This is a genomic window from Desulfovibrio aminophilus DSM 12254 (assembly GCF_000422565.1).
Lineage (GTDB): Bacteria > Desulfobacterota > Desulfovibrionia > Desulfovibrionales > Desulfovibrionaceae > Aminidesulfovibrio > Aminidesulfovibrio aminophilus.
Window position 1 is genome coordinate 41,251 of record NZ_AUMA01000006.1, and the last position, 22,563, is coordinate 63,813.

Annotated in this window: 24 protein-coding genes; 16 read left to right on the forward strand and 8 right to left on the reverse strand. The window is 67.3% G+C overall.

Translation table 11 applies throughout. The annotated features are described in order from the left end of the window. The 3 genes from H587_RS0102170 to dapB are packed head-to-tail and all read left to right on the forward strand — an operon-like array spanning position 1 to position 4,120. Positions 1-1,038 carry a potassium channel family protein gene (locus H587_RS0102170; protein WP_211219480.1) on the forward strand — a complete coding sequence of 346 codons (1,038 nt, stop codon included), beginning with the start codon at positions 1-3 and terminating at the stop codon, positions 1,036-1,038. Between the two features lie 2 nt (positions 1,039-1,040). Next, the gene (gene ligA / locus H587_RS0102175) at positions 1,041-3,344 is read left to right on the forward strand and encodes an NAD-dependent DNA ligase LigA (protein ID WP_034608457.1); all 2,304 of its coding nucleotides are present in this window, start codon (positions 1,041-1,043) and stop codon (positions 3,342-3,344) included. Beyond that, a complete protein-coding gene (gene dapB, locus H587_RS0102180) occupies positions 3,341-4,120 on the forward strand; it encodes a 4-hydroxy-tetrahydrodipicolinate reductase (RefSeq protein ID WP_027174863.1) in 780 nt (259 codons plus the stop codon). Before ligA ends, dapB begins: the two co-directional genes overlap by 4 nt. A gap of 107 nt (positions 4,121-4,227) precedes the next feature. Here the strand turns inward: dapB and H587_RS0102185 are convergent, their stop codons facing one another. The 4 genes from H587_RS0102185 to H587_RS0102200 form a co-directional block, all read right to left on the reverse strand. Further along, positions 4,228-4,581 carry an Hpt domain-containing protein gene (locus tag H587_RS0102185; RefSeq protein WP_027174864.1) on the reverse strand — a complete coding sequence of 118 codons (354 nt, stop codon included), beginning with the start codon at positions 4,579-4,581 and terminating at the stop codon, positions 4,228-4,230. 11 nt (positions 4,582-4,592) lie between these two features. Then, positions 4,593-6,014, reverse strand: coding sequence for an RtcB family protein (locus H587_RS0102190; RefSeq protein WP_027174865.1), 1,422 nt, complete (start codon positions 6,012-6,014; stop codon positions 4,593-4,595). A 66-nt stretch (positions 6,015-6,080) separates the two neighbouring features. Beyond that, positions 6,081-6,512, reverse strand: coding sequence for an ACT domain-containing protein (locus tag H587_RS0102195; RefSeq protein ID WP_027174866.1), 432 nt, complete (start codon positions 6,510-6,512; stop codon positions 6,081-6,083). A 39-nt stretch (positions 6,513-6,551) separates the two neighbouring features. Beyond that, positions 6,552-7,862, reverse strand: coding sequence for a phenylacetate--CoA ligase family protein (locus H587_RS0102200; protein WP_027174867.1), 1,311 nt, complete (start codon positions 7,860-7,862; stop codon positions 6,552-6,554). A gap of 272 nt (positions 7,863-8,134) precedes the next feature. On the opposite strand from H587_RS0102200, the gene H587_RS16945 reads away from it, so the two are divergent. The 4 genes from H587_RS16945 to H587_RS0102220 are packed head-to-tail and all read left to right on the forward strand — an operon-like array spanning position 8,135 to position 10,918. After that, positions 8,135-8,740, forward strand: a complete 606-nt coding sequence (locus H587_RS16945; RefSeq protein WP_034608459.1) for a nitroreductase family protein — start codon at positions 8,135-8,137, stop codon at positions 8,738-8,740. Next, entirely contained in the window at positions 8,737-9,138 is a 402-nt protein-coding gene (gene rsfS / locus H587_RS16950) for a ribosome silencing factor (RefSeq protein ID WP_034608461.1), read from the forward strand. Before H587_RS16945 ends, rsfS begins: the two co-directional genes overlap by 4 nt. Then, complete coding sequence (gpmI, locus tag H587_RS0102215) at positions 9,135-10,679, forward strand: 2,3-bisphosphoglycerate-independent phosphoglycerate mutase (RefSeq protein ID WP_027174868.1); 1,545 nt, start codon at positions 9,135-9,137, stop codon at positions 10,677-10,679. Before rsfS ends, gpmI begins: the two co-directional genes overlap by 4 nt. Beyond that, positions 10,679-10,918 (forward strand): hypothetical protein, encoded by a 240-nt coding sequence (locus H587_RS0102220; protein ID WP_034608462.1) that lies wholly within the window; start codon positions 10,679-10,681, stop codon positions 10,916-10,918. Before gpmI ends, H587_RS0102220 begins: the two co-directional genes overlap by 1 nt. Positions 10,919-11,096: 178 nt before the next feature. On the opposite strand, the gene H587_RS0102225 is transcribed toward H587_RS0102220, so the two are convergent. Both H587_RS0102225 and H587_RS0102230 read right to left on the reverse strand, forming a co-directional pair. Further along, positions 11,097-11,993 (reverse strand): DMT family transporter, encoded by an 897-nt coding sequence (locus H587_RS0102225; protein WP_027174870.1) that lies wholly within the window; start codon positions 11,991-11,993, stop codon positions 11,097-11,099. A gap of 9 nt (positions 11,994-12,002) precedes the next feature. Beyond that, entirely contained in the window at positions 12,003-12,659 is a 657-nt protein-coding gene (locus tag H587_RS0102230; protein WP_027174871.1) for an LOG family protein, read from the reverse strand. Between the two features lie 140 nt (positions 12,660-12,799). Between H587_RS0102230 and H587_RS0102240 the strand changes: the two genes are divergently transcribed. Genes H587_RS0102240 through miaA form a run of 4 tightly spaced genes read left to right on the forward strand, consistent with a single transcriptional unit; the run spans position 12,800 to position 16,390 of the window. Further along, positions 12,800-14,410: an MBL fold metallo-hydrolase RNA specificity domain-containing protein gene (locus H587_RS0102240; RefSeq protein WP_027174872.1), complete on the forward strand. Its 1,611-nt coding sequence runs from the start codon at positions 12,800-12,802 to the stop codon at positions 14,408-14,410. Next, entirely contained in the window at positions 14,411-14,968 is a 558-nt protein-coding gene (gene rsmD / locus H587_RS0102245) for a 16S rRNA (guanine(966)-N(2))-methyltransferase RsmD (RefSeq protein ID WP_027175101.1), read from the forward strand. Next, positions 14,950-15,468 (forward strand): pantetheine-phosphate adenylyltransferase, encoded by a 519-nt coding sequence (gene coaD, locus H587_RS0102250; protein WP_027174873.1) that lies wholly within the window; start codon positions 14,950-14,952, stop codon positions 15,466-15,468. Before rsmD ends, coaD begins: the two co-directional genes overlap by 19 nt. Positions 15,469-15,475: 7 nt before the next feature. Beyond that, complete coding sequence (gene miaA, locus H587_RS0102255; protein ID WP_027174874.1) at positions 15,476-16,390, forward strand: tRNA (adenosine(37)-N6)-dimethylallyltransferase MiaA; 915 nt, start codon at positions 15,476-15,478, stop codon at positions 16,388-16,390. Here the strand turns inward: miaA and H587_RS0102260 are convergent. Next, on the reverse strand, positions 16,387-16,887 hold the full coding sequence (locus H587_RS0102260; protein ID WP_027174875.1) for a SixA phosphatase family protein: 501 nt from the start codon (positions 16,885-16,887) through the stop codon (positions 16,387-16,389). The genes miaA and H587_RS0102260 overlap by 4 nt on opposite strands. A 141-nt stretch (positions 16,888-17,028) precedes the next feature. On the opposite strand from H587_RS0102260, the gene H587_RS0102265 reads away from it, so the two are divergent. The 4 genes from H587_RS0102265 to H587_RS0102280 are packed head-to-tail and all read left to right on the forward strand — an operon-like array spanning position 17,029 to position 21,736. Further along, complete coding sequence (locus tag H587_RS0102265; protein ID WP_027174876.1) at positions 17,029-18,006, forward strand: hypothetical protein; 978 nt, start codon at positions 17,029-17,031, stop codon at positions 18,004-18,006. Between the two features lie 4 nt (positions 18,007-18,010). Further along, positions 18,011-18,898, forward strand: coding sequence for a hypothetical protein (locus H587_RS0102270; RefSeq protein ID WP_027174877.1), 888 nt, complete (start codon positions 18,011-18,013; stop codon positions 18,896-18,898). Positions 18,899-18,905: 7 nt separating this feature from the next. Continuing rightward, the gene (locus H587_RS0102275) at positions 18,906-19,490 is read left to right on the forward strand and encodes a CDP-alcohol phosphatidyltransferase family protein (protein ID WP_027174878.1); all 585 of its coding nucleotides are present in this window, start codon (positions 18,906-18,908) and stop codon (positions 19,488-19,490) included. A gap of 20 nt (positions 19,491-19,510) precedes the next feature. Continuing rightward, positions 19,511-21,736 carry a SulP family inorganic anion transporter gene (locus H587_RS0102280; protein WP_027174879.1) on the forward strand — a complete coding sequence of 742 codons (2,226 nt, stop codon included), beginning with the start codon at positions 19,511-19,513 and terminating at the stop codon, positions 21,734-21,736. Between the two features lie 91 nt (positions 21,737-21,827). On the opposite strand, the gene H587_RS0102285 is transcribed toward H587_RS0102280, so the two are convergent. Further along, positions 21,828-22,025, reverse strand: a complete 198-nt coding sequence (locus H587_RS0102285; RefSeq protein ID WP_027174880.1) for a twin-arginine translocase TatA/TatE family subunit — start codon at positions 22,023-22,025, stop codon at positions 21,828-21,830. A 140-nt stretch (positions 22,026-22,165) separates the two neighbouring features. Here H587_RS0102285 and H587_RS0102290 point away from each other — a divergent pair, with 140 nt between their 5' ends. Continuing rightward, a complete protein-coding gene (locus H587_RS0102290) occupies positions 22,166-22,561 on the forward strand; it encodes a hypothetical protein (RefSeq protein WP_027174881.1) in 396 nt (131 codons plus the stop codon). Positions 22,562-22,563 lie beyond the last annotated feature (2 nt).

Sequence of the window (22,563 nt, forward strand, 5' to 3'; positions counted from 1 at the left end):
ATGTCCGGACTGACGCTCAAGGCCCGCCTGTACCGCTTCCGACAACGCTACGGCCATTTCTGGCAAATTCTCGTGGCCTTCATGACCTTGAGCGTGGTCTTCGTGGCCGGAATGATCGGCTACATGACCCTGGAAGGCTGGAACCTTCTGGAAAGCTTCTACATGATGGTCATCACCCTGGCCACCGTGGGCTTCCAGGAAGTGCGTCCGCTTTCGGACCAGGGGCGGCTCATGACCGCCCTGATCATCTTGGCCGGGGTGGGCGGTTTCGCCTATCTGGTGGGCGCGTTCTCGCAGGTTTTGGTGGAAGGCCACCTGCACAATTTCTGGGGGAGGCTCAAGGTGCAGAAGCGCATCGAAAAGTTGAACGGGCACTTCATCGTCTGCGGATTCGGCCGCATCGGCAGCGTGGTGGTGCGGGAGATCCGGGCCGAGGGCCAGCCCGTGGTGGTCATCGAGCATTCCCCGGAAGCCCTGGAGAAGATGCGCCAGGAGGACATCCTCTTCGTGGAGGGCGACGCCACCAACGACGAGATTCTTCAGCAGGCCGGGCTCATGCGGGCGAAGTCCCTGATCACCGCCCTCACCGACGAGGCCGCCAACGTCTACGTGACTCTCACCGCGCGTCAGCTCAATCCCGAGGTGAGCATCATCGCCCGGGCCGCCGACCCCGGGCACGTGGCCCGGCTTCAGATGGCCGGGGCCGACCGCGTGGTCCTGCCGAATCTCATCGGCGGGGTGCGCATGGCCCAGAGCGTGCTGCGGCCCACGGTGACGAACTTCCTCGATTTGGCCCTGCGCGCCAACATCGACCTCCAGATGGAGGAGCTGGCCGTTCTGCCCACGTCCCAGGTGGCGGGCCAGGATCTCATGGCGTCCCAGATTCGTCCGCGTTTCAACCTGATCATCATCGCCATCCAGAAGATTTCCGGCGAGATGGTCTTCAACCCCGGTCCGCGCGAGATCATCGAGGCCGGAGACACCCTTCTGGCCGTCGGCCGCAAGACCGACCTGATGAAGTTCCAGGAAGTGCTGTGACCATGACATCCCCCGCCGCCAGGGTCCGCGAGTTGCGGGAACTGGTGGAGCATCATAACCGCCGCTATTATGAGCAGGACGCCCCGGAGATCACGGACGCCGAATACGACGCCCTTTTCCGGGAGCTGTCGGAGCTGGAAGAACTCCACCCCGAATTGGCCGACCCGAACTCTCCCACCCGGCGCGTGGGCGGGGCTCCGGCCGAGGGCTTCGCCACCTACCGCCACCGGCGGCCCATGTTCAGCCTGGACAACGCCATGAGCCTGGAGGAGTGGCGCGAGTTCGCCGGACAGAAGCTGGTCAACGCCTTTCGCGAGGCCACCCAGCGCGCTGCCCTGGAGGATGTGGCCCGATCTCTGGGCCGGAGTCTGGACGAGGCCGAAAGCCTCAAGCTGGGACGCCGCGTGCGACAGATGGTCGAGACGCGTCTTCTGGAATCCCGCGAGGGCGGCTGGGCCGACCTGCTGCGCGACATGGATGCCGTGTTGCCTCCGCCGCTGCTGGATCGCGATCCCGGCTCCAGGCTGGCGGGTCTGCGGCGTCTGGCCCTGGGCGTCCCCGATCCCGCCGCCGCGCTGCGGATTTTCTGGGTGGACCCCAAGATGGACGGGCTGGCCCTGGAGGTCGTCTACGAGGAGGGCGTCCTGACCGTGGCCGCCACGCGCGGCGACGGCGAGACCGGCGAGGAGGTGACCCGGAACATGCGCACCGTGCGCAACCTGCCGCTGACCCTGCGGCCGGAGGGCGGCCCCGTGCCCCGGGTGCTGGAGGTGCGCGGCGAAGTGGTCATCGCCAAGACCGCCTTCGAGATACTCAACCGTCGCCAGGCCGCCGCCGGAGCCAAGACCTTCGCCAATCCTCGCAACGCGGCGGCCGGGTCCATCCGCCAGCTCGACCCCAAGGTGGCCGCCGCCCGGCCCCTGCGTTTCCTGGCCTACGGCGTGGGGCTGGTGGAGTGGGACGGCGGCGCGCCGGGCTGGAACTCCCAGGCGGAGATCATGAGCGGTCTGGCCGCGCTCGGCTTCTCCATTCCTCCCGAGGCCCGGCTCTGCGCCGCGCCCGAGGAGGTCGAGGCCTTCTTTTTGAAGCTCGGCGAGGAGCGCGAGTCCCTGCCTTTCGAAATCGACGGGGTGGTGGCCAAGGCCGACTCCCTGGCCCTGCAGCGTGAGCTGGGCGAAACCGCCCGCGCCCCGCGCTGGGCGCTGGCCCTCAAGTTCCCGGCCCAGCAAGCCAAGACGAAGCTCCTGGACATCGCCGTGCAGGTGGGCCGCACCGGCGTGCTCACGCCCGTGGCCGTGTTGGAACCCGTGCGCCTGGCCGGGGTGGAGGTCTCCAGCGCCACCCTGCACAACCGGGACATGGTTGAATCCCTTGGGCTCATGCTGGGCGACCTGGTCATCGTGCAGCGGGCTGGGGACGTGATCCCGCAGGTGGTCCGGGCCGTGGTCGAGGAGCGCGACGGGAGCGAGGAGCCCTGGCCGTTCCCCTCCATCTGTCCGCGTTGCGGTTCCGAGGTGGTGCGTCTCCCCGGCGAGGTGGCGGTGCGTTGCCCCAACCTCTCCTGCCCGGCCCGTCTGATCCAGGGGTTGGTCCATTTCGTGTCCAAGGCCGGTTTGGACATGCAGGGCGTGGGCGCGCGCTGGGTCGAGAAGCTGGCCGAGGATGGGCACCTGAAATCCCCGGTCGACCTGTTCGTCCTGACCAAGGACGTCCTGCTCGGCTACGAGGGCATGGGCTCCAAGTCCGCCGAGAACTTCCTGGCCGCAGTGGAACTGGCCAAGTCCGCGCCGCTGCACCGCTTTTTGAGCGCCCTGGGCATCGAGCAGGTGGGGGAGCAGACCGCGCGCACCCTGGCCCAGGCCTACGCCGACCTGGACGCTCTGGCCCTGGCCGGGGAAGCGGAGCTGAAGACCCTGCCGGACATCGGCCCGCGCGTGGCCGCCAGCATCCGGGCCTTCTTCGACAACGAGGAAAACCGCGAACTGCTGCGCCGCTTCAAGGAACTGGGGCTCTGGCCCAGGGGCGAGGCCGCGCCGTCCGGCTTGCCGTTGGCCGGGAAAACGTTCATCTTCACAGGTGGCCTGCCGGGCATGTCACGTTCCGAGGCCGAGGCCTTGGTGGAGAAATTGGGCGGCAGGGCGGCCTCGTCCATGTCGCGCCGTCTTGATTACGTGGTCGCCGGCGAGGGCACCGGAAGCAAGCTGGCCAAGGCCCGCGACTGGGGCCTGACCGTACTGGATTTCCCGGCCTTCCAGGACGTGGTCCGGGAGGCCGAGGCACGGCTGACGCCGAGGGAGGAATCATGAGCTGCAAGGTCATCATCATGGGCGCCGGCGGGCGCATGGGCGGCACCCTCGTGCGCCTGGCGCGGGCCGGAGGAGATTTCGAACTGGCGGGCGTGGTGGAGCGCCCCGACCGTCTGGGCGAGGTCCAGAGCCTGGGTTATCCGGCGGCGGGCAATCTGGATGCTCTGCTGCCCCAGGCTCCGGGAGCGGTCATCATCGACTTCACGGCCCCTGAAGCCTCCGTGGACATGGCCCGTACGGCCAAGCGCCACGGCAACCCGGCTGTCATCGGCACCACCGGCCTGACCCCGGAACAGCAGGAGGAACTGCGCTCCATCGCCCGGGACGTGCCCCTGTTCTGGTCCCCGAACATGAGCGTGGGCGTGAACGTTCTGCTCAAGGTTCTGCCCGAACTGGCTCGCATGCTCGGCCCGGCCTATGACCTGGAGATGTTCGAGGTGCACCACAACCGCAAGAAGGACGCGCCCAGCGGCACGGCCATCAAGCTGGCCCAGTGCCTGGCCGAGGCCCGGGGCTGGGACTACGACAAGGTCAGGAATTATGGCCGCGAGGGGATCATCGGCGCGCGTCCCGTGGAGGAGATCGGCGTGCAGACCCTGCGCGGCGGGGACGTGGTTGGTGAGCACACGGTGTTCTTCTTCGGCCCGGGCGAACGGGTCGAAGTGACCCATCGGGCCCATTCCCGGGATACCTTCGCCCAGGGCGCGTTGCGCGCGGCCAAGTGGCTCGCGGGCCAGAAGCCCGGCAGGCTTTACGGCATGGCCGACATGTTCTAGGAGTTCGGGGAAAGCCCGTCAGGGCTCCGTCTCAAGAGGCTCAACCCCGCGCCGGGTTTGAGCCTCTTGCCATGATGGCTGCGGAGACCGGGAGGATGGTGCGCGGATCAGCTTGTGGCGGCGTGGTCCAGGTGGCCGCGCATGAAGGCGAAGACGCGTTCCATCTCGGCCTCCAGGTCCGACAGGCAACCAGAGGCGGCCGGCAGGTCGCCCGACCCGGCCGCCTGTTCCAGGGCCAGGCAGTGGCCGCGCAGGGTTTCCGCTCCCAGGGCGGCCGACGCCCCCTTGAGCGAATGGGCCAGGAAGCGCAGAGTTTCGGCGTCCCCGGCGGCCAGGGCTTGGCGCACGGCCTCCAGCCGCTTGGGCTCCTCCTCCAGAAAGACCGTGAACATACGGGCCACCAAGGCCGGGCGCTTGGCGGTCATTTCCTCCATCCAAGCGGTGGTGATGGGGTCATGCACCGGTTCCTTCCTCACCCCTTGACGCAGATCAGCGGCTCCACGCGGACCACGGGCTTCGCCAGCCCGGCCGCCGCCGCGGACGCGATAACGAGATTCACGTCCTTGTACGCTCCCGGAGCCTCTTCGGCAACGTCCCGAAGGTCTTTGGCGCGAAGAAAAATGCCCCTGCGCCGCAACGACTCGGCAACATCCCGTCCTCGAAAGCTTTTTTTGGCCCGAGTGCGGCTCATGGCCCGGCCCGCGCCGTGGCAGGCGGAGTCCAGAGCGGGATTTTCGTCGATTCCGGCCAGGATGTAGGAGGACGTGCCCATGCTGCCGCCCACCAGCACCGGCTGCCCCAGGGCCGTCAGGTCCGGAGGCAGGCCGGGGTGGCCGGGGCCGAAGGCGCGGGTGGCGCCCTTGCGGTGGACGTAGAGCGTCCGGCGTCGGCCGTCCAACACGTGCTCCTCGCGGCGGCAGGTATTGTGGCAGACGTCGTAGAGCAGATTCAGGCGGACGCCGGGCAGTACGCTGCCGAAGGCTTGGCGGACCATGTGGGCGATGACCTGCCGGTTGGCCAGGGCGCAGTTCACGCCGCAGGCCATGGCCGCCAGGTATTCGCGGCCCAGATCCGAGCACAGGGGGGCGCAGGCCAGTTCCGGGTCGCCCGGCGTCAGGCCGTGGCGAGGGGCTTCGGCCAGCATGCGCGGCAGAAAGTCCTGGCCGATCTGGTGCCCCAGGCCGCGTGAGCCGCAATGGATGGAGATCAGCACCTGTCCCGGTCGCAGGCCGAAGCCGTCGGCCAGCGGGGGATCGAAGACCTCGGCCACCCATTGCACTTCCAGGTAGTGGTTGCCCGAGCCCAGGGTGCCGATCTGGTCGCGGATGCGGGCCTTGGCCTCGGCCGAGACCGCGCCCGGGGCGGCCCCATCCATGCGGCCGTGTTCCTCGCATCGGGCCAGATCGCCGGGCGCGCCGAAACCCCGGCCCACGGCCCAGGACGCCCCGCCGCGCAACATACGATCGATTTCCGCCTGGTCCAGGCGCAGGGGCCCGCCCTGTCCCACGCCCGAGGGAACGGCCAGGGCCAGGGCGTCGGCCAGGGGGGCCTGGACGGTGAGCAGATCCTCGCGGTCCAGGCTGGTGGTCAGGGTGCGTACCCCGCAAGCGATGTCGAAGCCTACGCCGCCCGCCGAGACCACACCCTCGACCGGATCGAAGGCGGCCACGCCGCCGATGGGGAAGCCGTAACCGGAGTGGGCGTCGGGCATGGCCCAGGCCGCCGAGACGATGCCCGGCAGGGTGGCCACGCCGCTCAGTTGCCGGGCCACATCCTCCTCCATGGCCCGAAGCAGGGGCTCCGAACCGAAGAAAACGGCGGGCGCGCGCATGCCGTCCCGAGGGGGAAGTCGCCACTGGTGGTCCGAAATCCGGACCAGACGGGAGATGTCCATGGACGGCCGCCTTTCACGGCCGGAAGAAGCCGGGGAGCCGCGGCGCGGCTCCCCGGGATGCCGTTCCTAGAGGTTGTAGAGCTTGTCCCCTGGCACGATGGGGATGTTGTTCTTTTGGAGCACCTCGATGGCCTGGTCCGTGCGGTCGAAGCGGAAGATGATGATGGCGTTGCTGCCGCTCTGCTGCACGAAGGCGTACATGTACTCCACGTTGACCTTGGTGTCCCGGAGCATGTCCAGGATGCGGTGCAGACCGCCGGGAGTGTCGTCCACCTCCACAGCCACCACGCTGGTCCGGCCCACGGTGAAGCCGTTCTGCTTGAGGATCTCGCGAGCCTTCTCGAAGTCCGAGACGATGAGCCGAAGGATGCCGAAGTCCGAGGTGTCGGCCAGGGACAGGGCGCGGATGTTGACCTTGGCTTCGGACAGGAGCCGGGTCACCTCGGCCAGGCGCCCGGCCCGGTTTTCCAGGAAGATGGAGAGCTGATCGACCTTCATGGGTTGCCTCGCTTGCTTGCGGTGTGGGGGCTGTGCCACCTACGCCTGGGGTTGGTTGCGCATGTCCACGATGCGTTTGGCCTTGCCCTCGGAACGTTGGATGGTGCGCGGCTCCACGAGTTTGACCCGGGCCGTGACACCCAGGAATTCCTTGATGTTTTTTTGTACCTTGGATTCCACGCGTTGTAAATTCTTGATGGCGTCGGAGAACAGGCGCTCGTCCACCTCCACCTGAACCTCCAGGTTGTCCAGGTTGCCGTCGCGGGTGACGATGAGCTGGTAGTGCGGGGAGAGGCCGTCGGTCTCCAGGAGGATGGTCTCGATCTGCGAGGGGAAGACGTTCACGCCCCGGATGATGAGCATGTCGTCGCTGCGGCCCTGGACCCGCTTCATTCGCGCCAGGGTGCGGCCGCAGCGGCAGGGCGCGGTGTTCAGGCAGGTCAGGTCGCGGGTGCGGTAGCGCAGCAGCGGGATGGCCTCCTTGGTCAAGGTGGTGATGACCAGTTCGCCGATCTCGCCGTTGGGCAGATTCTCGCCGGTCACGGGGTCGATGACCTCCACCAGGAAGTGATCTTCCATGAGGTGCAGGCCGTTCTGGGCCTCGGCGCATTCGATGCCCACGCCCGGGCCCATGATCTCGGACAGGCCGTAGATGTCGATGGCGGTCAGGCCGAGGGTGGCCTCCAGCTCCTTGCGCATGGTGTCGCTCCAGGGCTCGGCTCCGAAGATGCCGATGCGCAGGGGCAGGCCCTTGAAGTCGATGCCCATTTCGTGGGCCACCTCGGCCAGGTGCAGGCAGTAGGAGGGGGTGCTGCAGATGACCGTGGCTCCGAAGTCGCGCAGGAGCATGGCCTGGCGGCGGGTGCCGCCGCCGGACACCGGGATGACCGTGGCGCCGAGTTCCTCGGCGCCGTAGTGAGCGCCCAGGCCGCCGGTGAACAGGCCGTAGCCGTACGCGTTATGCACCAAGTCGTGGCTGGTCACGCCGGCGGCGGCGAAGCAGCGGCCCATGAGCCGGCTCCAGTTGCGGATGTCGCGGCGGGTGTAGCCGACCACCGTGGCCTTGCCCGTGGTGCCGGAGGAGGAGTGGATACGCACGATGTTGTCGCGGGACACGGCGAAAAGGCCGAAGGGGTAGTGGTTGCGCAGATCCTGCTTCTCGGTGAAGGGCAGGAGTCGGATGTCGGCCAGGCTCTTGATGTCGCCGGGTTTGAGGCCGCGCTCCTCGAAGCGCTTGCGGTAGAAGGGCACGTTCTCGTAAACCCGTTCGGCCAGGGCCTGGAGGCGGCGGAGCTGCAAGGCCTCCAGATCCTCCCGGGGCAGGGTTTCCATGTCCACGTCAAAAATCATGACCACTCCTCCTTCCTCGCGCCGCTTCCGGCGGCGGTGAAAAAAAGAGCCGCGGGTGTCGCCCGCGGCCCGGTTCGGCAGTGTCGTGCGCGCCGATCCCTGTCACGGGCCCGTGGGGGTTCTGGGCGTCCGGAGTCGGAAGAAGAATAGGGAATTGCGCCACATTGGTGGGTTCTTGCCCCAAGAGGCCCGCGGCGTCAAGCCCCGCGCGGCCTGCCGCCATTGCGGGGGCGGAGGAAAAGAGGTAGTGGGCTCAACACATCGGAGGTCCCATGACACTGCGCGATCTCGTGCTTCGAAACCGTTCCGTGCGCCGCTTCCATCAGGACAGGCCCGTGGACCTGAATACCCTCGAGGAACTGACGGACTTGGCCCGGCACACGGCCTCGGCCGGGAACCTGCAACCCCTGCGCTACGTTCTTTGCGCCGCCCCGGCGATGAACGCGGCGGTTTTCGACTGCCTCGGCTGGGCCGCCTATCTCAAGGACTGGCCCGGCCCGGAGGAGGGCGAGCGCCCGGCGGCCTATATCGTGGTCTGTCAGGATACGACCGTGGCCGCCACGGTGGACTGCGACCACGGCATCGCCTCCCAGACCATCCTTTTGGGCGCGGTGGAGAAGGGTCTTTCCGGTTGCATCCTGGCCTCGGTGAACCGCAAGAAGCTGGCCCGGATTCTGGATCTGCCGGAATCCCTGACCATTCTTCTTGTTTTGGCCCTGGGCCAGGCCGCCGAGAACGTGATTCTGGAGGAAACCGCCCCGGGCGGAGACATCCGTTATTGGCGCGACGCGGCGGGCACGCACCACGTACCCAAGCGAGGGCTTGGCGAAATCATCGCGCGCCGCTATGGTGGCGGGAAGAACACGGAGCACGCATGACGTCTGAAAGCAAGAAGCAGAAATTCAATGTCATCCCCGGTCCGGAGAAGGCCGCCCTGCTGGCCTTCTGGCTGAGCGAGAAACAGGCCCTCGACGTGCGCGCCCTGGACGTGCGCGGGCTGTCCTCGGTGAGCGACGCCGTGCTCGTGGCCACTGCCAAGAACCTGCGCCACGGCAAGGCCCTGGCCGATCACGTGCTGGACCGCTGCGGCGAACACCGCTTCGAGTACCTCGGCATGGAGGGCTACCAGGCCGGGGAATGGGTTCTGCTGGACCTGAACGACGTGGTGGTCCACATCTTCCAGAACGATCAGCGCCGCTTCTACAACATCGAGGGCATGTGGTCCGAGGCCCCGGAAATCGCCTTCGAGGGCGCGGACGGAGACGCGGACGAATGAGTCGCCTCACGCCCACGCTCCTGCTCATCCTGGACGGCTGGGGCCAGGCCCCGGCCGGGCCGGGCAACGCCGTGTCCCTGGCCCGTACGCCCAACCTGGACCGTCTTCTGGCCGAATACCCCTACGCCCCGCTGCGCTGCTCGGGCCGCGCCGTGGGCCTGCCCGAGGGCTTCATGGGCAACTCCGAGGTGGGGCACATGAACATCGGCGCGGGCCGCGTCGTCTACCAGGACATGACCCGCATCGACTTGGCCGTCGAGGACGGCTCGTTCTTCACCAATCCGGCCTTCACCGACCTCTGCGCGGCCGTGCGCGCTTCGGGAGGCCGCCTGCATCTCATGGGCCTGGTCTCGGACGGCGGGGTCCACAGCCATCAGAACCATATCTACGCCCTGCTGGAGGCGGCTCGGAAACAGGGAGTGTCCCAGGTCTTCGTGCATGTCTTCCTGGACGGGCGCGACACCCCGCCGGACAGCGGGGTGAACTACGTCCGCGCGCTGGCCGAGCGGATGCGCGGGATCGGCGTCGGCCGCATCGCCACGCTCACCGGCCGTTATTACGCCATGGACCGCGACCGCCATTTCGAGCGCAACGAGCCCGCCTGGCGGGCCCTGGTGCTCGGCGAGGGCGAGGCGGTCGCTGATCCCGTGGAGGCCGTGCGCGCGGCCTATGCCCAGGGCCAGACCGACGAATTCGTGAAACCCCGCGTGGTGGTCGAGGACGGCGCGCCCGTGGGACGCATTCTCGACGGCGACGGGGTGTTCTTCTTCAACTTTCGGGCCGACCGCGCCCGCCAGATCGTCCGGGCCCTGTTCGAGGAAGATTTCCGGGAGTTCGAACGCCCGCTGTTCCCTCGCCTCGCGGGCCTGGCCACCATGACCCGTTACGAACAGTCCTTTCCCCTGCCGGTGGCCTTTCCGCCGCAGGATCTCGGGGATACCCTCGGGGAGACGCTCTCCCGCGCGGGTCTGCGCCAGCTGCGGATCGCCGAAACCGAGAAATACGCCCACGTGACCTATTTCCTGAACTGCGGCCGGGAGGAGCCTTTCCCGGGCGAGGACCGGGTGCTCATCCCTTCGCCTCGGGACGTGGCCACCTACGACCTGAAGCCCGGCATGAGCGCGGTCCAGGTCACGGACACCCTGCTGGAGAAATGGGGAACATACGACTTGGTCGTGTGCAACCTGGCCAACCTGGACATGGTCGGTCATACCGGCGTCATCCCGGCGGTGATTGAGGCCTGCGAGGTGGTGGACGCCTGCGTGGGACGTCTGGCCGAGCGGGTTCTGGCCGACGGCGGCCGCCTGCTGCTTACGGCCGACCACGGCAACGCCGAGGAGATGATCGATAAGAACGGCGGTCCCCAGACTGCCCACAGCACCAACCCTGTGGCCCTGGTCCATGTGGAGCGGGGGGCGGAGAAGGCCCGGGTGCGCCCCGGCGTCCTCGGCGACATCGCCCCCACCATTCTGGATCTTTGGGGCCTGCCCAGGCCCGAGGCCATGAGCGGCGCGCCCCTGGTGACGCGAGGAGAATCGTGATGGAGTCCAAGAAACCGTTGACCCCCGTGAAGCCCACCGGCATGGAGGTCATCTATCTCTATCCCTGTCCGTTCTGCGAGCGCGAGGTGCCGCTCATCGCGCCCACCCGCCCGGCCATGGCTCAGTGCGACGCCTGCCGCAAGAACTTCCCCATCGTGCCGGTGGACGATCGGACCATTCGCTACTTCAAGATCATGCTCGCGGGGGGCAAGGCCAGCATTGATCCAGATTTTCTTTAAGTAAAACTTAAGATATCATCACAATATCTTGATTTCATAAAATAAGGCGCCGCGCCCCCTTGAGGGCACGGCGTCGTGTCGTTTTCCCCGATCCACGTCCAGCGCGTCTTTCAACCTGCCGCGATAATTCTAGAAAAATACCAAAGAGCATTGAGTATTTTGAAATGATTGACTTTATTCATTTCGTTTGTTTGCCAGTTTGTTGCAGGGCGTTGCCCGCGATGATGCAGACGAGTCCGGCCAGGGTCGAGGCCCGGATCGCCTCGCCGAGCAGGAAGTGGATGAAGACCAGGGAGAGGAAGGGCGAGAGGAAGATGAGGTTGGCCACCCGGGCCGTTCCCGATGGGGTGCGCGCGGCCAGACGCATGGCCGAGAGCCAGAGCACGAAGGTCAGGCCCATCTCGAACAGGCCCACGTAGGCCCCGGCCAGGAGCCCGGCCCAGCCCAGAGGCGGAAGGGCGGAGAAGGCCAGGGTCGCCGCCAGGATGCAGGGGAAGGCGGCCAGAAAGTTGAGCAGCAGGGCCGCCACCGGGTCCGCCTTGAGCCGGGTGTTGCCGATCCAGTACAGGGCCCAGAGCAGGGTGCTGCCCAGGGCCAGGGCCACGCCCTGGGGATTGCTGAAGCGCAGACCCGTCAGGTCGCCCCGGCAGGAGATGACCACCACCCCGGCGTAGCTGACGAGGATGGCGGCCAGATCCCGGGGGCGCAGGCGCTGGCCCAGCAGGGGCACGGCCAGTAGGCTCAGGGTCACGGCCCAGGTGTAGTTCAGGGGCTGGGCCTCCTGGGCGGGCAGAAGCGCGTAGGCCTGGAACAGGACCACGTAGTAGAGGAACGGATTGAGCAGGCCCAGGCCGCAGCAGAGGAGCTTCTCGCGCCGGGACATGGCGCGCAACAGTCCCAGGCGGCCCCGGGCGGCCAGCACCGCCAGCAGGGCCAGAATGGAGACCGCGTCGGCCAGCAGCAGGAGCTGGAGCGGGTCGAGGGTGCGCAGGGCGATCTTGAAGGCGGTGGCCACCGTGCTCCAGACGAGCACGGCGAGCCCGCCGCAGAGATACGCCCGGCGCTGGTCGTCCATGCTCCGGGCCTAGAGGATGACGCGTTTCTTGATGATGTTCACGGCCTCTTCCGGCGAATCCGTGACCGTGAAGAGATCCAGGTCCGCCTCGTGGCAGAAGCCGTTGGATACCAGTTGGTTCCTGAACCAGTCCACCAGTCCGCTCCAGTAGTCCTTGCCCAGGAGCACGATGGGGAAGGGCTTGATGCGCTTGGTCTGGATGAGCACCAGGGCCTCGGAAAGCTCGTCCAGGGTGCCGTAACCCCCGGGCAGGGCGATGTAGGCCAGGGCGTACTTCACGAAGATGAGCTTGCGGATGAAGAAGTACCTGAAGTCGCAGCGGATTTTCAGGTAGGGATTGTATTTCTGCTCCAGGGGTAGATGGATGTGCAGTCCGATGGACTCGCCGCCGGCGTTGTAGCAGCCCTTGTTGGCAGCTTCCATGAGCCCGGGGCCGCCGCCGGTGATGACCGAGAAGCCCGCCTCGGCCAGGAGCCGGGCCAGGGTTTCGGTCTGGCGGTAGAGCGGGGAGTCCGGAGTCGCCCGGGCAGAGCCGAACACGGACACGGCCGGTCCGATGTCTGAAAGGCTTTCGAAGCCGTCCACGATCTCGGACATGATTTTGAACAGACGCCAGGATTCATGGATCGAGAGGTTGTCGATGACGTATTGTTTGGACTGTTGCATGAAGGCTCCTCGGCGGTGTTGCTTGAAATCGCGATATGGGGCACTAGACCTTTTCGCGGGGCGTCGGCTCCGCTCCGGTCTTGTACACGGATTCCCGGCCGCCGGGAAGGGCGGCCCACAGGCCATCACGGGAGAACACGATGAAGATCACCTTCCTGGGCGCGGCCCAGACCGTCACCGGTTCCTGCTACATCCTGGAGAACGGCCAGAACCGCTTCAGCATCGACTGCGGCATGCACCAGGGCAACGCCGAGATCGAGAAACGCAACCTGGACATGGCGCCCTATCGGCCCAAGGATCTGGACTTCGTCCTGGTGACCCACGCGCACATCGACCACACGGGCCTGCTGCCCCGGCTGGTGGCCCAGGGCTTCAAAGGACCCATCTACGCCACCCCGCCGACCCTGGACCTCATGCGCATCATGCTCCTGGATTCCGCGCACATCCAGGAGATGGAGGCCGAGTGGCGCTCCCGCAAGCGTCTGCGCCACGGCCAAGCCACCGAGGCGGCTCTGTACACCATGGCCGACGCCGAGGCCTGCCTGCCGCTGCTCAAGCCCGTGGAATACGACACGACCTTCGAGCCCGGCCCGGGGGTGCGCGTGACCTACCGCGACGCGGGCCACATCCTGGGCTCCGCGCTCATTGAGTTGGAGTATGCCGAGAAGGAGGGCGCGACCAAGTTGGTCTTCTCCGGCGATCTGGGACGGCCCGACCAGCTCCTCGTCTCCGACCCGAGCCAGGTGGATACCACGGACTACCTCTTTCTGGAGTCCACCTATGGCGACCGCGACCACAAGGACGACCGCAACTCCCTGGACGAACTGGCCGAGGCCGTGGCCTACGCCTACAAGAACGGCGAGAAGGTCATCATTCCCGCCTTCGCCGTGGAGCGCTCACAGCAGCTCATCTACGCCTTATCCCTGCTGCGGGAGCAGAACCGTCTGCCCGCGGACATGCCGGTGTACCTGGACAGCCCACTGGCGATCCAGGCCACCGAGATATTCAAGAAGCATCCGGAGTACTTCGACCTGGAGACCCGCGAACGCATCGCCGCGGGCAAGAATCCCCTGGACCTGCCCAACCTGCGCCTCACCCAGAACACCGAGCAGTCCCGGGCCATCAACACGAGCAAGGGCCCGGCCGTGGTCATCTCGGCCAGCGGCATGGCCAACGCCGGGCGCATCAAGCACCATCTGCGCCACAACCTCTGGCGCAAGGGCGCCAGCGTGGTCTTCGTGGGCTTCCAGGCCGTGGGAACGCCAGGCCGCAAGATCGTCAACGGAGCCAAGAAGATCACCATCCTCGGTGAAGAGGTGGCCGTGGCCGCCAAAATATTCACCATCAACGGATTTTCCGGCCACGCCGGGCAGTCCGAGCTGATGGCCTGGCTGCGGCGCTTCAAGGACCACAACCATCTGCGCGTGATCCTGACCCACGGTGAGCCCCGTTCCCAGGAACGGCTGGCCGAGCTGGTGCGCCAGGAACTGGGCGTGGAGGCCCACATCGCGGCCTACCGCGAGGAATTGACCCTTGAGCCCGGGCTGGCCATGCGGCCTGTGGTGGACGTGGAGAAGGCCGCGCCGCGCATCGACTGGGAGTTCCTCATCCAGGACAGCGAACGGCTCTATGCCGAGTTCCGCAAGCGTGTGGAGCAGGCTCGGCAGCGTTCCTGGGCGGACCAGACCGAACTGCGCGACCGGGTCATGGACGTAAACCGCCGGATGGTGGAACTCATCTCCGAGATGTAGATGCGGATCATCGCGGGAACTTACGGTGGCCGGAGCATCAAGACCGGCGAGGGCCCGGGCTACCGCCCCGCCACCGGCAAGGTGCGCGGAGCCGTGTTCTCCATGCTTGAGGCCCGGGGTTTGGTGTGGGGCGGCCTGCGCGCGCTGGACGTCTTCGCCGGAAGCGGCAGCCTCGGCATCGAGGCCTTGAGCCGGGGCGCGGACTTGGCTTGGTTCCTGGAGAAGGACGCCCGGGCGGCCGCGCTCATCGCCGACAACCTCAAGGCGCTCGGCGTCCAGCCAGGACGCTTCCGGGTTCTGCGCAAGGACGCCCTCTCCGTGCTTTCGCGGCCGCCGGAGCGGCCCTTCGGCCTGGCCTTCGTGGACCCGCCATATGGGCAAGGACTGCTGGCTCCGGCGCTTGACAACTTGGCGCGAAAGCAGTGGATGGAAGAAGGCGGCCTTGTTCTGGCCGAATCCGAGGCCGCTCTGCCGCCCCTTCGGCCCGAGGGCCTGGAACTTCTCACCGACCGGCTCTACGGTCAGACCAGGATCACCTTATGGAGCATAAAGCGCTGAATCCCCGCCTGGCGGTCTACCCGGGCACCTTCGACCCGCTGACCAAGGGGCATCTGTCCATCACCAGCCGTGGGCTGATGATTTTCGACCGGGTCATCCTGGCCGTGGCCAAGAGCACCCCCAAGAAAACGCTCTTCACCGTGGAGGAGCGCGTGGAGCTGGCCCGGGAGGTTTTCCGGGAACAGCCCAACGTGCTGGTGGAGTCCTTCGACGGCCTGCTCATCGACTACGTGACCCGGCGGGGTGCCGGGGCCGTGCTGCGCGGGCTGCGCGCCGTCTCGGACTTCGAGTACGAGTTCCAGATGGCGCTCATGAACCGCCGCCTGGCCCGGGATATCCAGACCGTGTTTTTGATGACCGACTACAAGTGGATGTACCTCTCCTCGACCATCGTCAAGGAAGTGGCCTGCCACGGCGGGAACGTGAAGGGCCTCGTGCCCGACGAGGTCGTCAGCCCGCTCTATGCCCGTTGCGTGGCCCGGGCCCGCGAGGGGGCCTGACGCGCGCATGGAACGCGTGCGCGTCCTCTGCCTGGCCGGGCCCACGGGCACGGGCAAGACCGGGGCGGCCCTGGCCGCGGCCAGGGAGATTCCGGCCGTGGTGGTCAATTTCGACTCCCGCCAGGTCTACGCCGATCTGCCCATCGTCACGGCCCAGCCCGACGCCGAGGAGCGGGCCGTCTGTCCACACCGGCTGTATGGCTTTTTACCCACGGCCGAAAGCCTTACCGCCGCCGCCTTCGCCGAGCTGGCCCGCCGGGAGGTCCGGGAGGCGGCCGGAGCCGGGCGGCTGCCCATTCTGGTGGGCGGCACGGGGCTCTACCTGCGGGCCATCCTGCATGGCTTGGCCCCCATTCCGCCCATCCCCGCCGAGGTCCGCGAGGCCGTTCTTGCGCGGCTGCGTGGCGAGGGGGCGCCGACCCTGCACGCGGAACTGACGCGCCTGGACCCGGAGTACGCGGCGCGCATCCATCCCAACGACAGCCAACGCAACGCCCGGGCCCTGGAGGTCTTCCTGGCCACGGGAAAGACCCTGACATGGTGGCACCACGAGGGCTCCGAGGCCGCCCCATTCCAGCCGTTGCTCCTGGGCCTGGGCACGGACGTGGCCGCGTTGGAACCGTTGTTGGCCGCGCGGGTGCGGGCCATGCTGGCGGCCGGGGCACTGGAGGAGGTGCGCCAAGCCTTTGAGCGCTGCCCGGACCCCGAAGCCTCGGGCTTCAGCGGTATCGGCTGCCCCGAACTGTTGGCCCATCTTCGGGGAGAATGCGGCCTGGATGAGGCCGTGGCGCGTTGGATCAAAAACACACGGGCCTACGCCAAGCGCCAATTCACCTGGTTTCGGGCCGTGCCCGGCCTGCGCTGGCTGACTCCCGGTGATGACGAGGCAGTGCTTCGCGCCGCCTTGGAGTGGTTGAATTAGACGGCGGTTCCGGCCAGGAGCTGCAGATGCTGGGGCTTGAGCAGCCAAAGCAGATTGCCGTTGCGCGCCGCCAGGTGCGGGACGTCGATGCAGAGCAGGCCGCCGTTCTCCAACCCCAGGGCGATGGGCTCGGGGTAGGGGGAGAGGAGTTGCGAGGCCATGAGCGCCAGGTTGGGCAGATGTCCGGCCACGAAGAGTGCGCCCAGCTTGTCGAACTGGCGCAGGAACTCCAGGCCGGCTTCGGCCGGGGCCGAAGGCTTGAGGGCCTCGGAGCGGGCGATGCGCCGGGAATCGAAGCCCGTGGCCTTGGCCACGATCTCGGCGGTCTGGGTGGCCCGGAGCTTGTTGCTGGCGGCCATGGCCTCGGGCCGCACGCCGAGCAGCCGCATGGCTCGCGCGCTCTTTTCGACTTGGCCCCGGCCCACAGGGCTGAGCGGCTGTTCGGGATTGATCTGGCGGGGCAGACAGGCGCCGTGTTGCATGAAATAGATGAGCATGGGCCCTCCGCTGGCCTGCATCGACGTTTTTCCACAGGCTAGCACGCCCCGGGACCGCGCCGCAAGGTCGTGGCCTTGCGCTCCGGCCCCCGCCAGGGTACACCGTGAAACGGCGTCATCCGTCGTACACGAGGCGAAAACATGCGAAAATCGACCACGGTGATTGTATTCCTGGCCGTCTGGGCCCTCTGCTGGTCCGATCCTTCGGCGTACGCCGAGGCGCGGGTCGATTGGGTTCGGGGTCAGGTCGAGGCCCAGGCCTTCGAGACCGTGGACCTGGACCCGTACGCGCCCACCGGTGACCCTGCCGTGGCCTTGCGCAAGGCCGCCCTGGCCGCGCGCAAGGAATTGCTGGACGCGGTTTCGGCCATCCGTTTCGACGCCGATTTCGGCGTCGGCGGACTGTTGGCCCGGGACCAGTCCTTGGCCGGACGGGTGCGCGGCCTGTTGCAGAATTCGCCCTTCCAGGGAGCCGAGAGCCAGGACGCCGAAGGGCGCCGCGGCATGGCGGCCACGGCCGAGGCCCGGCTCTCGGGCCCGCTCCTCGATCTGCTCGTGCCGCCATCCCTGGTCCAGTTCCAGAGCGGCGTGCCGCCCAGGCGCACCCTGGCCCCGAGCGCTTCCGCGCTGCCCACGCCGGGCATGACGCCCCTTGCCCCGGCTCCGGCCCCCGCGCCGGGCCTTCTGCAGGTTCCGGCCGCGCCGGGCGGTCCTTCTCCCCACAGCGGCCTGATCGTGGACGCACGCGTTCTGCCGCTGATTCCGGCTCTCCTGCCGGTGATTTTGGACGACGCCGGAACGGGTCTGTACGGCGCTTTCCTGGTTTCTCGCGCCGCGACCTTGGCCAACCGCCTGGCGATCTATGCCGCCTCGGCCGACGATCCGGCCGTGCGCGAACGCTGCGGGGCCCAGCCGTTGAGCGTGAAGGCCGCGACCCTGGGGCCCTCGAACGTCGACCCGGTATTGTCGGCCGGGGATGTCGAGCGGGTCCGGGCCCTGATGCGCAATCCCGAGATCCTGGCGCGTTGCGCCGTGGCCATTCTCTGGACGCCTCCGGCAACTCCGGCCGAGGGCGCTTCTCCCATCAACGAGTCCGTGAGCAACGACACCCCGAGGTGACAGCGTGTCTCCGCGTTCGACCGCCCTTTGCCTTTTCCTGTTTCTTTTGGCTTCGGCCTTCCCGGCTCATGCCGGTTCTGTGGAGGTCTTCCTGCCCCTGGAACAGAATCTGAGTCCCATGCAACTGCGGGCCAAGGCCCGTCAGACGGCTTTCGTCCAGGCCGTGAACCAGGCGGTGCTGGCGATCCTGCCCGCGCGGCCCGGCGAGGCCCAGGAGGCCAAGCTCCAGGAATATTTTCAGGATCGCGCCCAGCAGTACGTCACCGGCTACCAGGACGTCTCGGCCGTGCAGGAACCCGAGGGGCTGCGACTGACCTTGAACGTCGAAGTGAACCAGACGGCCCTGAAGGCCGTCCTGAATCGTTGCGGGGCCTACGCAACCGCCGGACGGCCCCTGGCCTACGATCTGCGCCTGCTCAGTCCGCTCACGGCCGAGGAGTCGCGCCGCCTGGACGACTTGGCGATCATGGGAGGTCTGGAGCGCCACGCCGGGGTCTTGCCCGAGTTCACCCTGGAACGCGGGGTGGGAACGCTCTGGAAAGGCACCATCCGTACCGCCGAGACCCAACTCTCGGACGTGCATCCCGATCCCGTGGGCCTCTGGGAGAAGCTCTGGAGTCGCTACTTCGCCGGCCAGTCCTCGGTTTCCGCCGGAAGCTTCACGACCTTGCGCGTGTCCGGCTGGTTCTCGCCCGATGGCGCGGCCGAGTTCGACCGGGTGTTACGCGACTTCGGCGCGGTCCAGGACGTGCAGATGACCGACATGGAACTGGCCACCTCCGGCGTGGCCGCCTCCTGGCGCTTCAAGGTGATCGACGCCGAGGCCCTTGAGGCCCGGCTCAAGGAATACCTTCCCGCGCGGGGCCTGACACGGACCCAATCCGGCGGCTGAGGTGCGCATGCCTCTCCGGGAAGACAACTGGACCATCCCCAACCTGCTGACGATCTCCCGGATCCTGCTCACTCCGGCCTTTGCGGCGGCCTTCACCAGCCACCGTTTCGACCTGGCCTGGGGGCTGTTCGCCCTGGCCGGCCTGACCGACGCCCTGGACGGGCTCCTGGCCCGGCTGCTGCACCAGCGCACCCGTCTGGGCGGCATGCTCGACCCCCTGGCCGACAAGGTCCTGCTCGTGACCTCCTTCATCTGCCTGTCCCTGGCGGGCTTCCTGCCCGCCTGGCTGGCCGCCCTGGTGGTCAGCCGCGACGCCATCATCGTGGGCGGGCTGGTGATGCTCAACTTTTGGGGCGTGGAGGTGCGCAACAAGATCCGGCCGTCGCTCTGGGGCAAGCTGACCACCGCCGCGCAGATCAGCCTCGTCTTCATGGTCATGCTCCAGGAGTCGCTGGGCTGTTCCTGGCCCCTGCTCCAGGACGGGCTGATTCTTCTCGCCGCGGCCTTGACTGCGGTGTCGGGATTGCATTACGTGCTGCGTGGTTTCGCTCTGTTCCCGGTTCCGGATGACGACGAACGTTTCCGGCGGTAACGGGTGCTCCAGGGGGGGCAGTGCTGCAAGAAATTCTGGAGGATCTCCGGCCCGCGCGGCTGCTGAACACCGTTAGCGTGGGACTGGCGGCGGGCCTGTTCATCGTCGTCAACCAACTCTCCTTCGCCACCCTGATCTTTTCCGGGAGCTTGAGCCACGGCGCCATCCGGGCCACGAGCCTGACGCTCTTCGGCGGCTTGGCCCTGTGCCTGGTGGTGGCCCTGATGAGCAGCTTCCGGGCCTCCGTGGCCTGTCCCCAGGACACGCCCACGGCCATTCTGGCCCCCACGGCCGGAGCCATGGCCGTGGTCCTGGCCGGGGGCTCGCCGGATACGGCCTTCGCCACCGTGGCCGCGGCCCTGGGCCTGTCCACGCTCGTCACGGCCCTGGTCTTCATCCTGCTGGGGCGCTTCCGCCTGGGCAACCTCGTGCGCTTCATGCCCTATCCCGTGGTCGGCGGGTTCCTGGCGGGCACGGGCTGGCTGTTGTTGAGCGGCAGCTTCGGGATCATGACCGGCGCGCCGCTGAATCTGGACATCCTGGGCCAGCTCTTCACCCGGCCGAGCTTCATCAAGTGGCTCCCGGGCGCGGCCATGGCCCTGTTCCTGTTCTTCGCCCTGCGGCGCTTTCGGAACTTCTTCATCCTTCCGGTCACGCTGGTCGCCTCCCTGGCGCTCTTCCTGGCCTTCGTCTCCCTGTCCGGCATGGGCCTGGAGGGTGCGCGGGCCATGGGCCTGCTCCTGGGCGTGGGCGGCGAGGCCGCCCGCTGGCCGGTCTTCGGCCCCTCGGACCTGGCCCTGGTGCGCTGGGACGTGATCTGGCGGCAGGCCGGACCGCTACTCACCATTCCGCTGCTCTCCATGGTTTCGCTCCTGCTCAACGCCAGCGGCATCGAGCTGGGCGCGCGGCGCGATCTGGACCTGAACCGGGAGCTCCTGGCCAACGGCCTGGGCAACGCGGTGGCCGGGCTGGGCTGCTCCAACGTGGGCTACGTGGCCATCAGCCTGTCCCTGTTCGGAGCCAGCACCGGCGCGCATTCCCGCATCGTGGGCCTGCTGGCCGCCCTGGTCACCGGCGCGGTGCTCTTCCTGGGCTCGAACCTCGTGGGTTCTTTTCCGCGTTTCCTCATGGGCGGCCTCGTGCTCTTCATGGGCCTGTCCACCATCTGGGAGTGGGTGGTCCAGGGCTGGCGGCACATGCCCCTGTGGGACTATCTCCTGGTCCTGTTCATCCTGCTGGTCATCGCCAACTTCGGCTTCCTCACCGGCGTGGGCGTGGGCCTGGGCGCGGCCATCGTGCTCTTCGTGGTCAACTACAGCCGCATCTCCGTGATCCGCGAGGAGAGCGACGGCACCATGCTGCGCAGCACGGTGGAGCGGCCCGTGCCGCACCAGCGCATCCTGGCGGAGCAGGGCGGCCGCATCGCCGTGTTCCGGCTCCAGGGCTTCCTGTTCTTCGGCACGGCCAACTCCCTGCTGACCCGCCTCAGCGCCTGCATGGCCGACGAGAAGCGGGGCCTGCTCTGCATCCTGCTCGACTTCCGGCAGGTCAACGGCTTCGACATCTCGGCCCTGAACAGCTTCCACCGCCTGGCCCAGTTGGCCCAGACACGCGGCGTGACCCTGGTCTTCGCCTACGCGGGCAGGGTCTTCCTGGAGCAGCTGCGGCGCTCCGCCGGGGCCGAGGCCGAGGCGTTCCAGGCCCGGCCGGACATGGACCAGGCCCTGGAGTGCTGTGAGGAGCGCCTGCTGGCGGAGGAGCTGCTCGCCTTGGAAGAGCGACGCAACCGGGGAGGGGTGGACGACTTTTTCGATCTCGTGGTGGACGACATGCTCCGCCATCTGGAGCAGAAGGAACTCTTCGAGGACATCGCGGAGCGGCTGCGGCCCTGGCTGGAGGAGCGCTCGGTGGCCCCGGACCGGGCCTTCATCGAGCAGGGGCGGCCCACCGAGGGCTTCTTCCTGCTTTTGCGGGGCACGGCTCGGGAGGACGTGAAGCGCTCCGACGGGCAGACCGTCCGCCTGCGCACCCTGAGCCCGGGCACCGTTGCCGGCGAACTGGGCGCGTCCTTGGGCTATCCGGCGCTGTCCAGCGTGGTGGCGATCACGGAGTGCCGGGTGGGCTTCTTTTCCCGAGAGAACCTCGATCGTTTGGAACGGGAGGATCCCGCCCTGGCGCTGACCTTCCAGAAAATGCTCAACGGGCTTCTGGAGCAGCGCCTTTTGGCGCGGGCCAATTCGGGCTGAGGAACTTCCTGATCTTTCCGCAGAGTCCGAGGGATGAAAAAAGCCCGGAACCAAGGTTCCGGGCTTTCATTTTTTCAAAGAATCGAGAGGATTACTGCTCGTCCTTGTCCTTCTTGGGCGCGCCCTTGTTCGGAGTCACGTCGATCTCCTCGGGCTCGGTGGTGGCCTTCTTGAAATTTTTGATGGCCTTGCCGAGTCCGCCGCCGATTTCCGGCAGCTTTTTGGCTCCGAAGATCACGACCACGATGAGCAGGATGATGAGCAGTTCCGACATTCCGATTCCGAACATGGGCAGCCTCCCGAGACGTTAGGAGCGCTATACACGTAGCGCCCGAGCAGGTCAATACGCCGGACACGGCCTTTACTTCCGTTCGTCAGGGCTTTAAACAGGCCTTTTCTGGCCGTTTCCGGCCGGTTGAAGGAAGGACGATGGGGGTGCTCACAAGGTTGCCGGGAACGGCCTGCGCCTTTTTCGAGCGCGGGCGGTGTTTCTACGAGGAACGCCTGAATCCCGGCTATCACGAGGAATGGCGCTGCCTCGTGCTCCAGCGCTGGGAGTCCGTGTACGAGGACTTTCTGCGCCAGGCCGACGCCTTCGGCCTGGAGGACGCGGCGGCTTCCGGACTCTGGCAGCGGCGTTTCGAACGCTTGGCCGGAGCCGATCCCCAGTGCGCGAATTTTCAGCCCGGCCCGGAGGACGAGCCGCCCGGTTGCGTGTTCGCACGGGAAGGCCTGTGCCTGCTGACCCTGCCACTGTGCGAGGGCCAGTGCGCGCGGTTCAAAACCCGTGTCCTCGACCCGGCCGAAAGCCCGGCCAAGGAGTGACG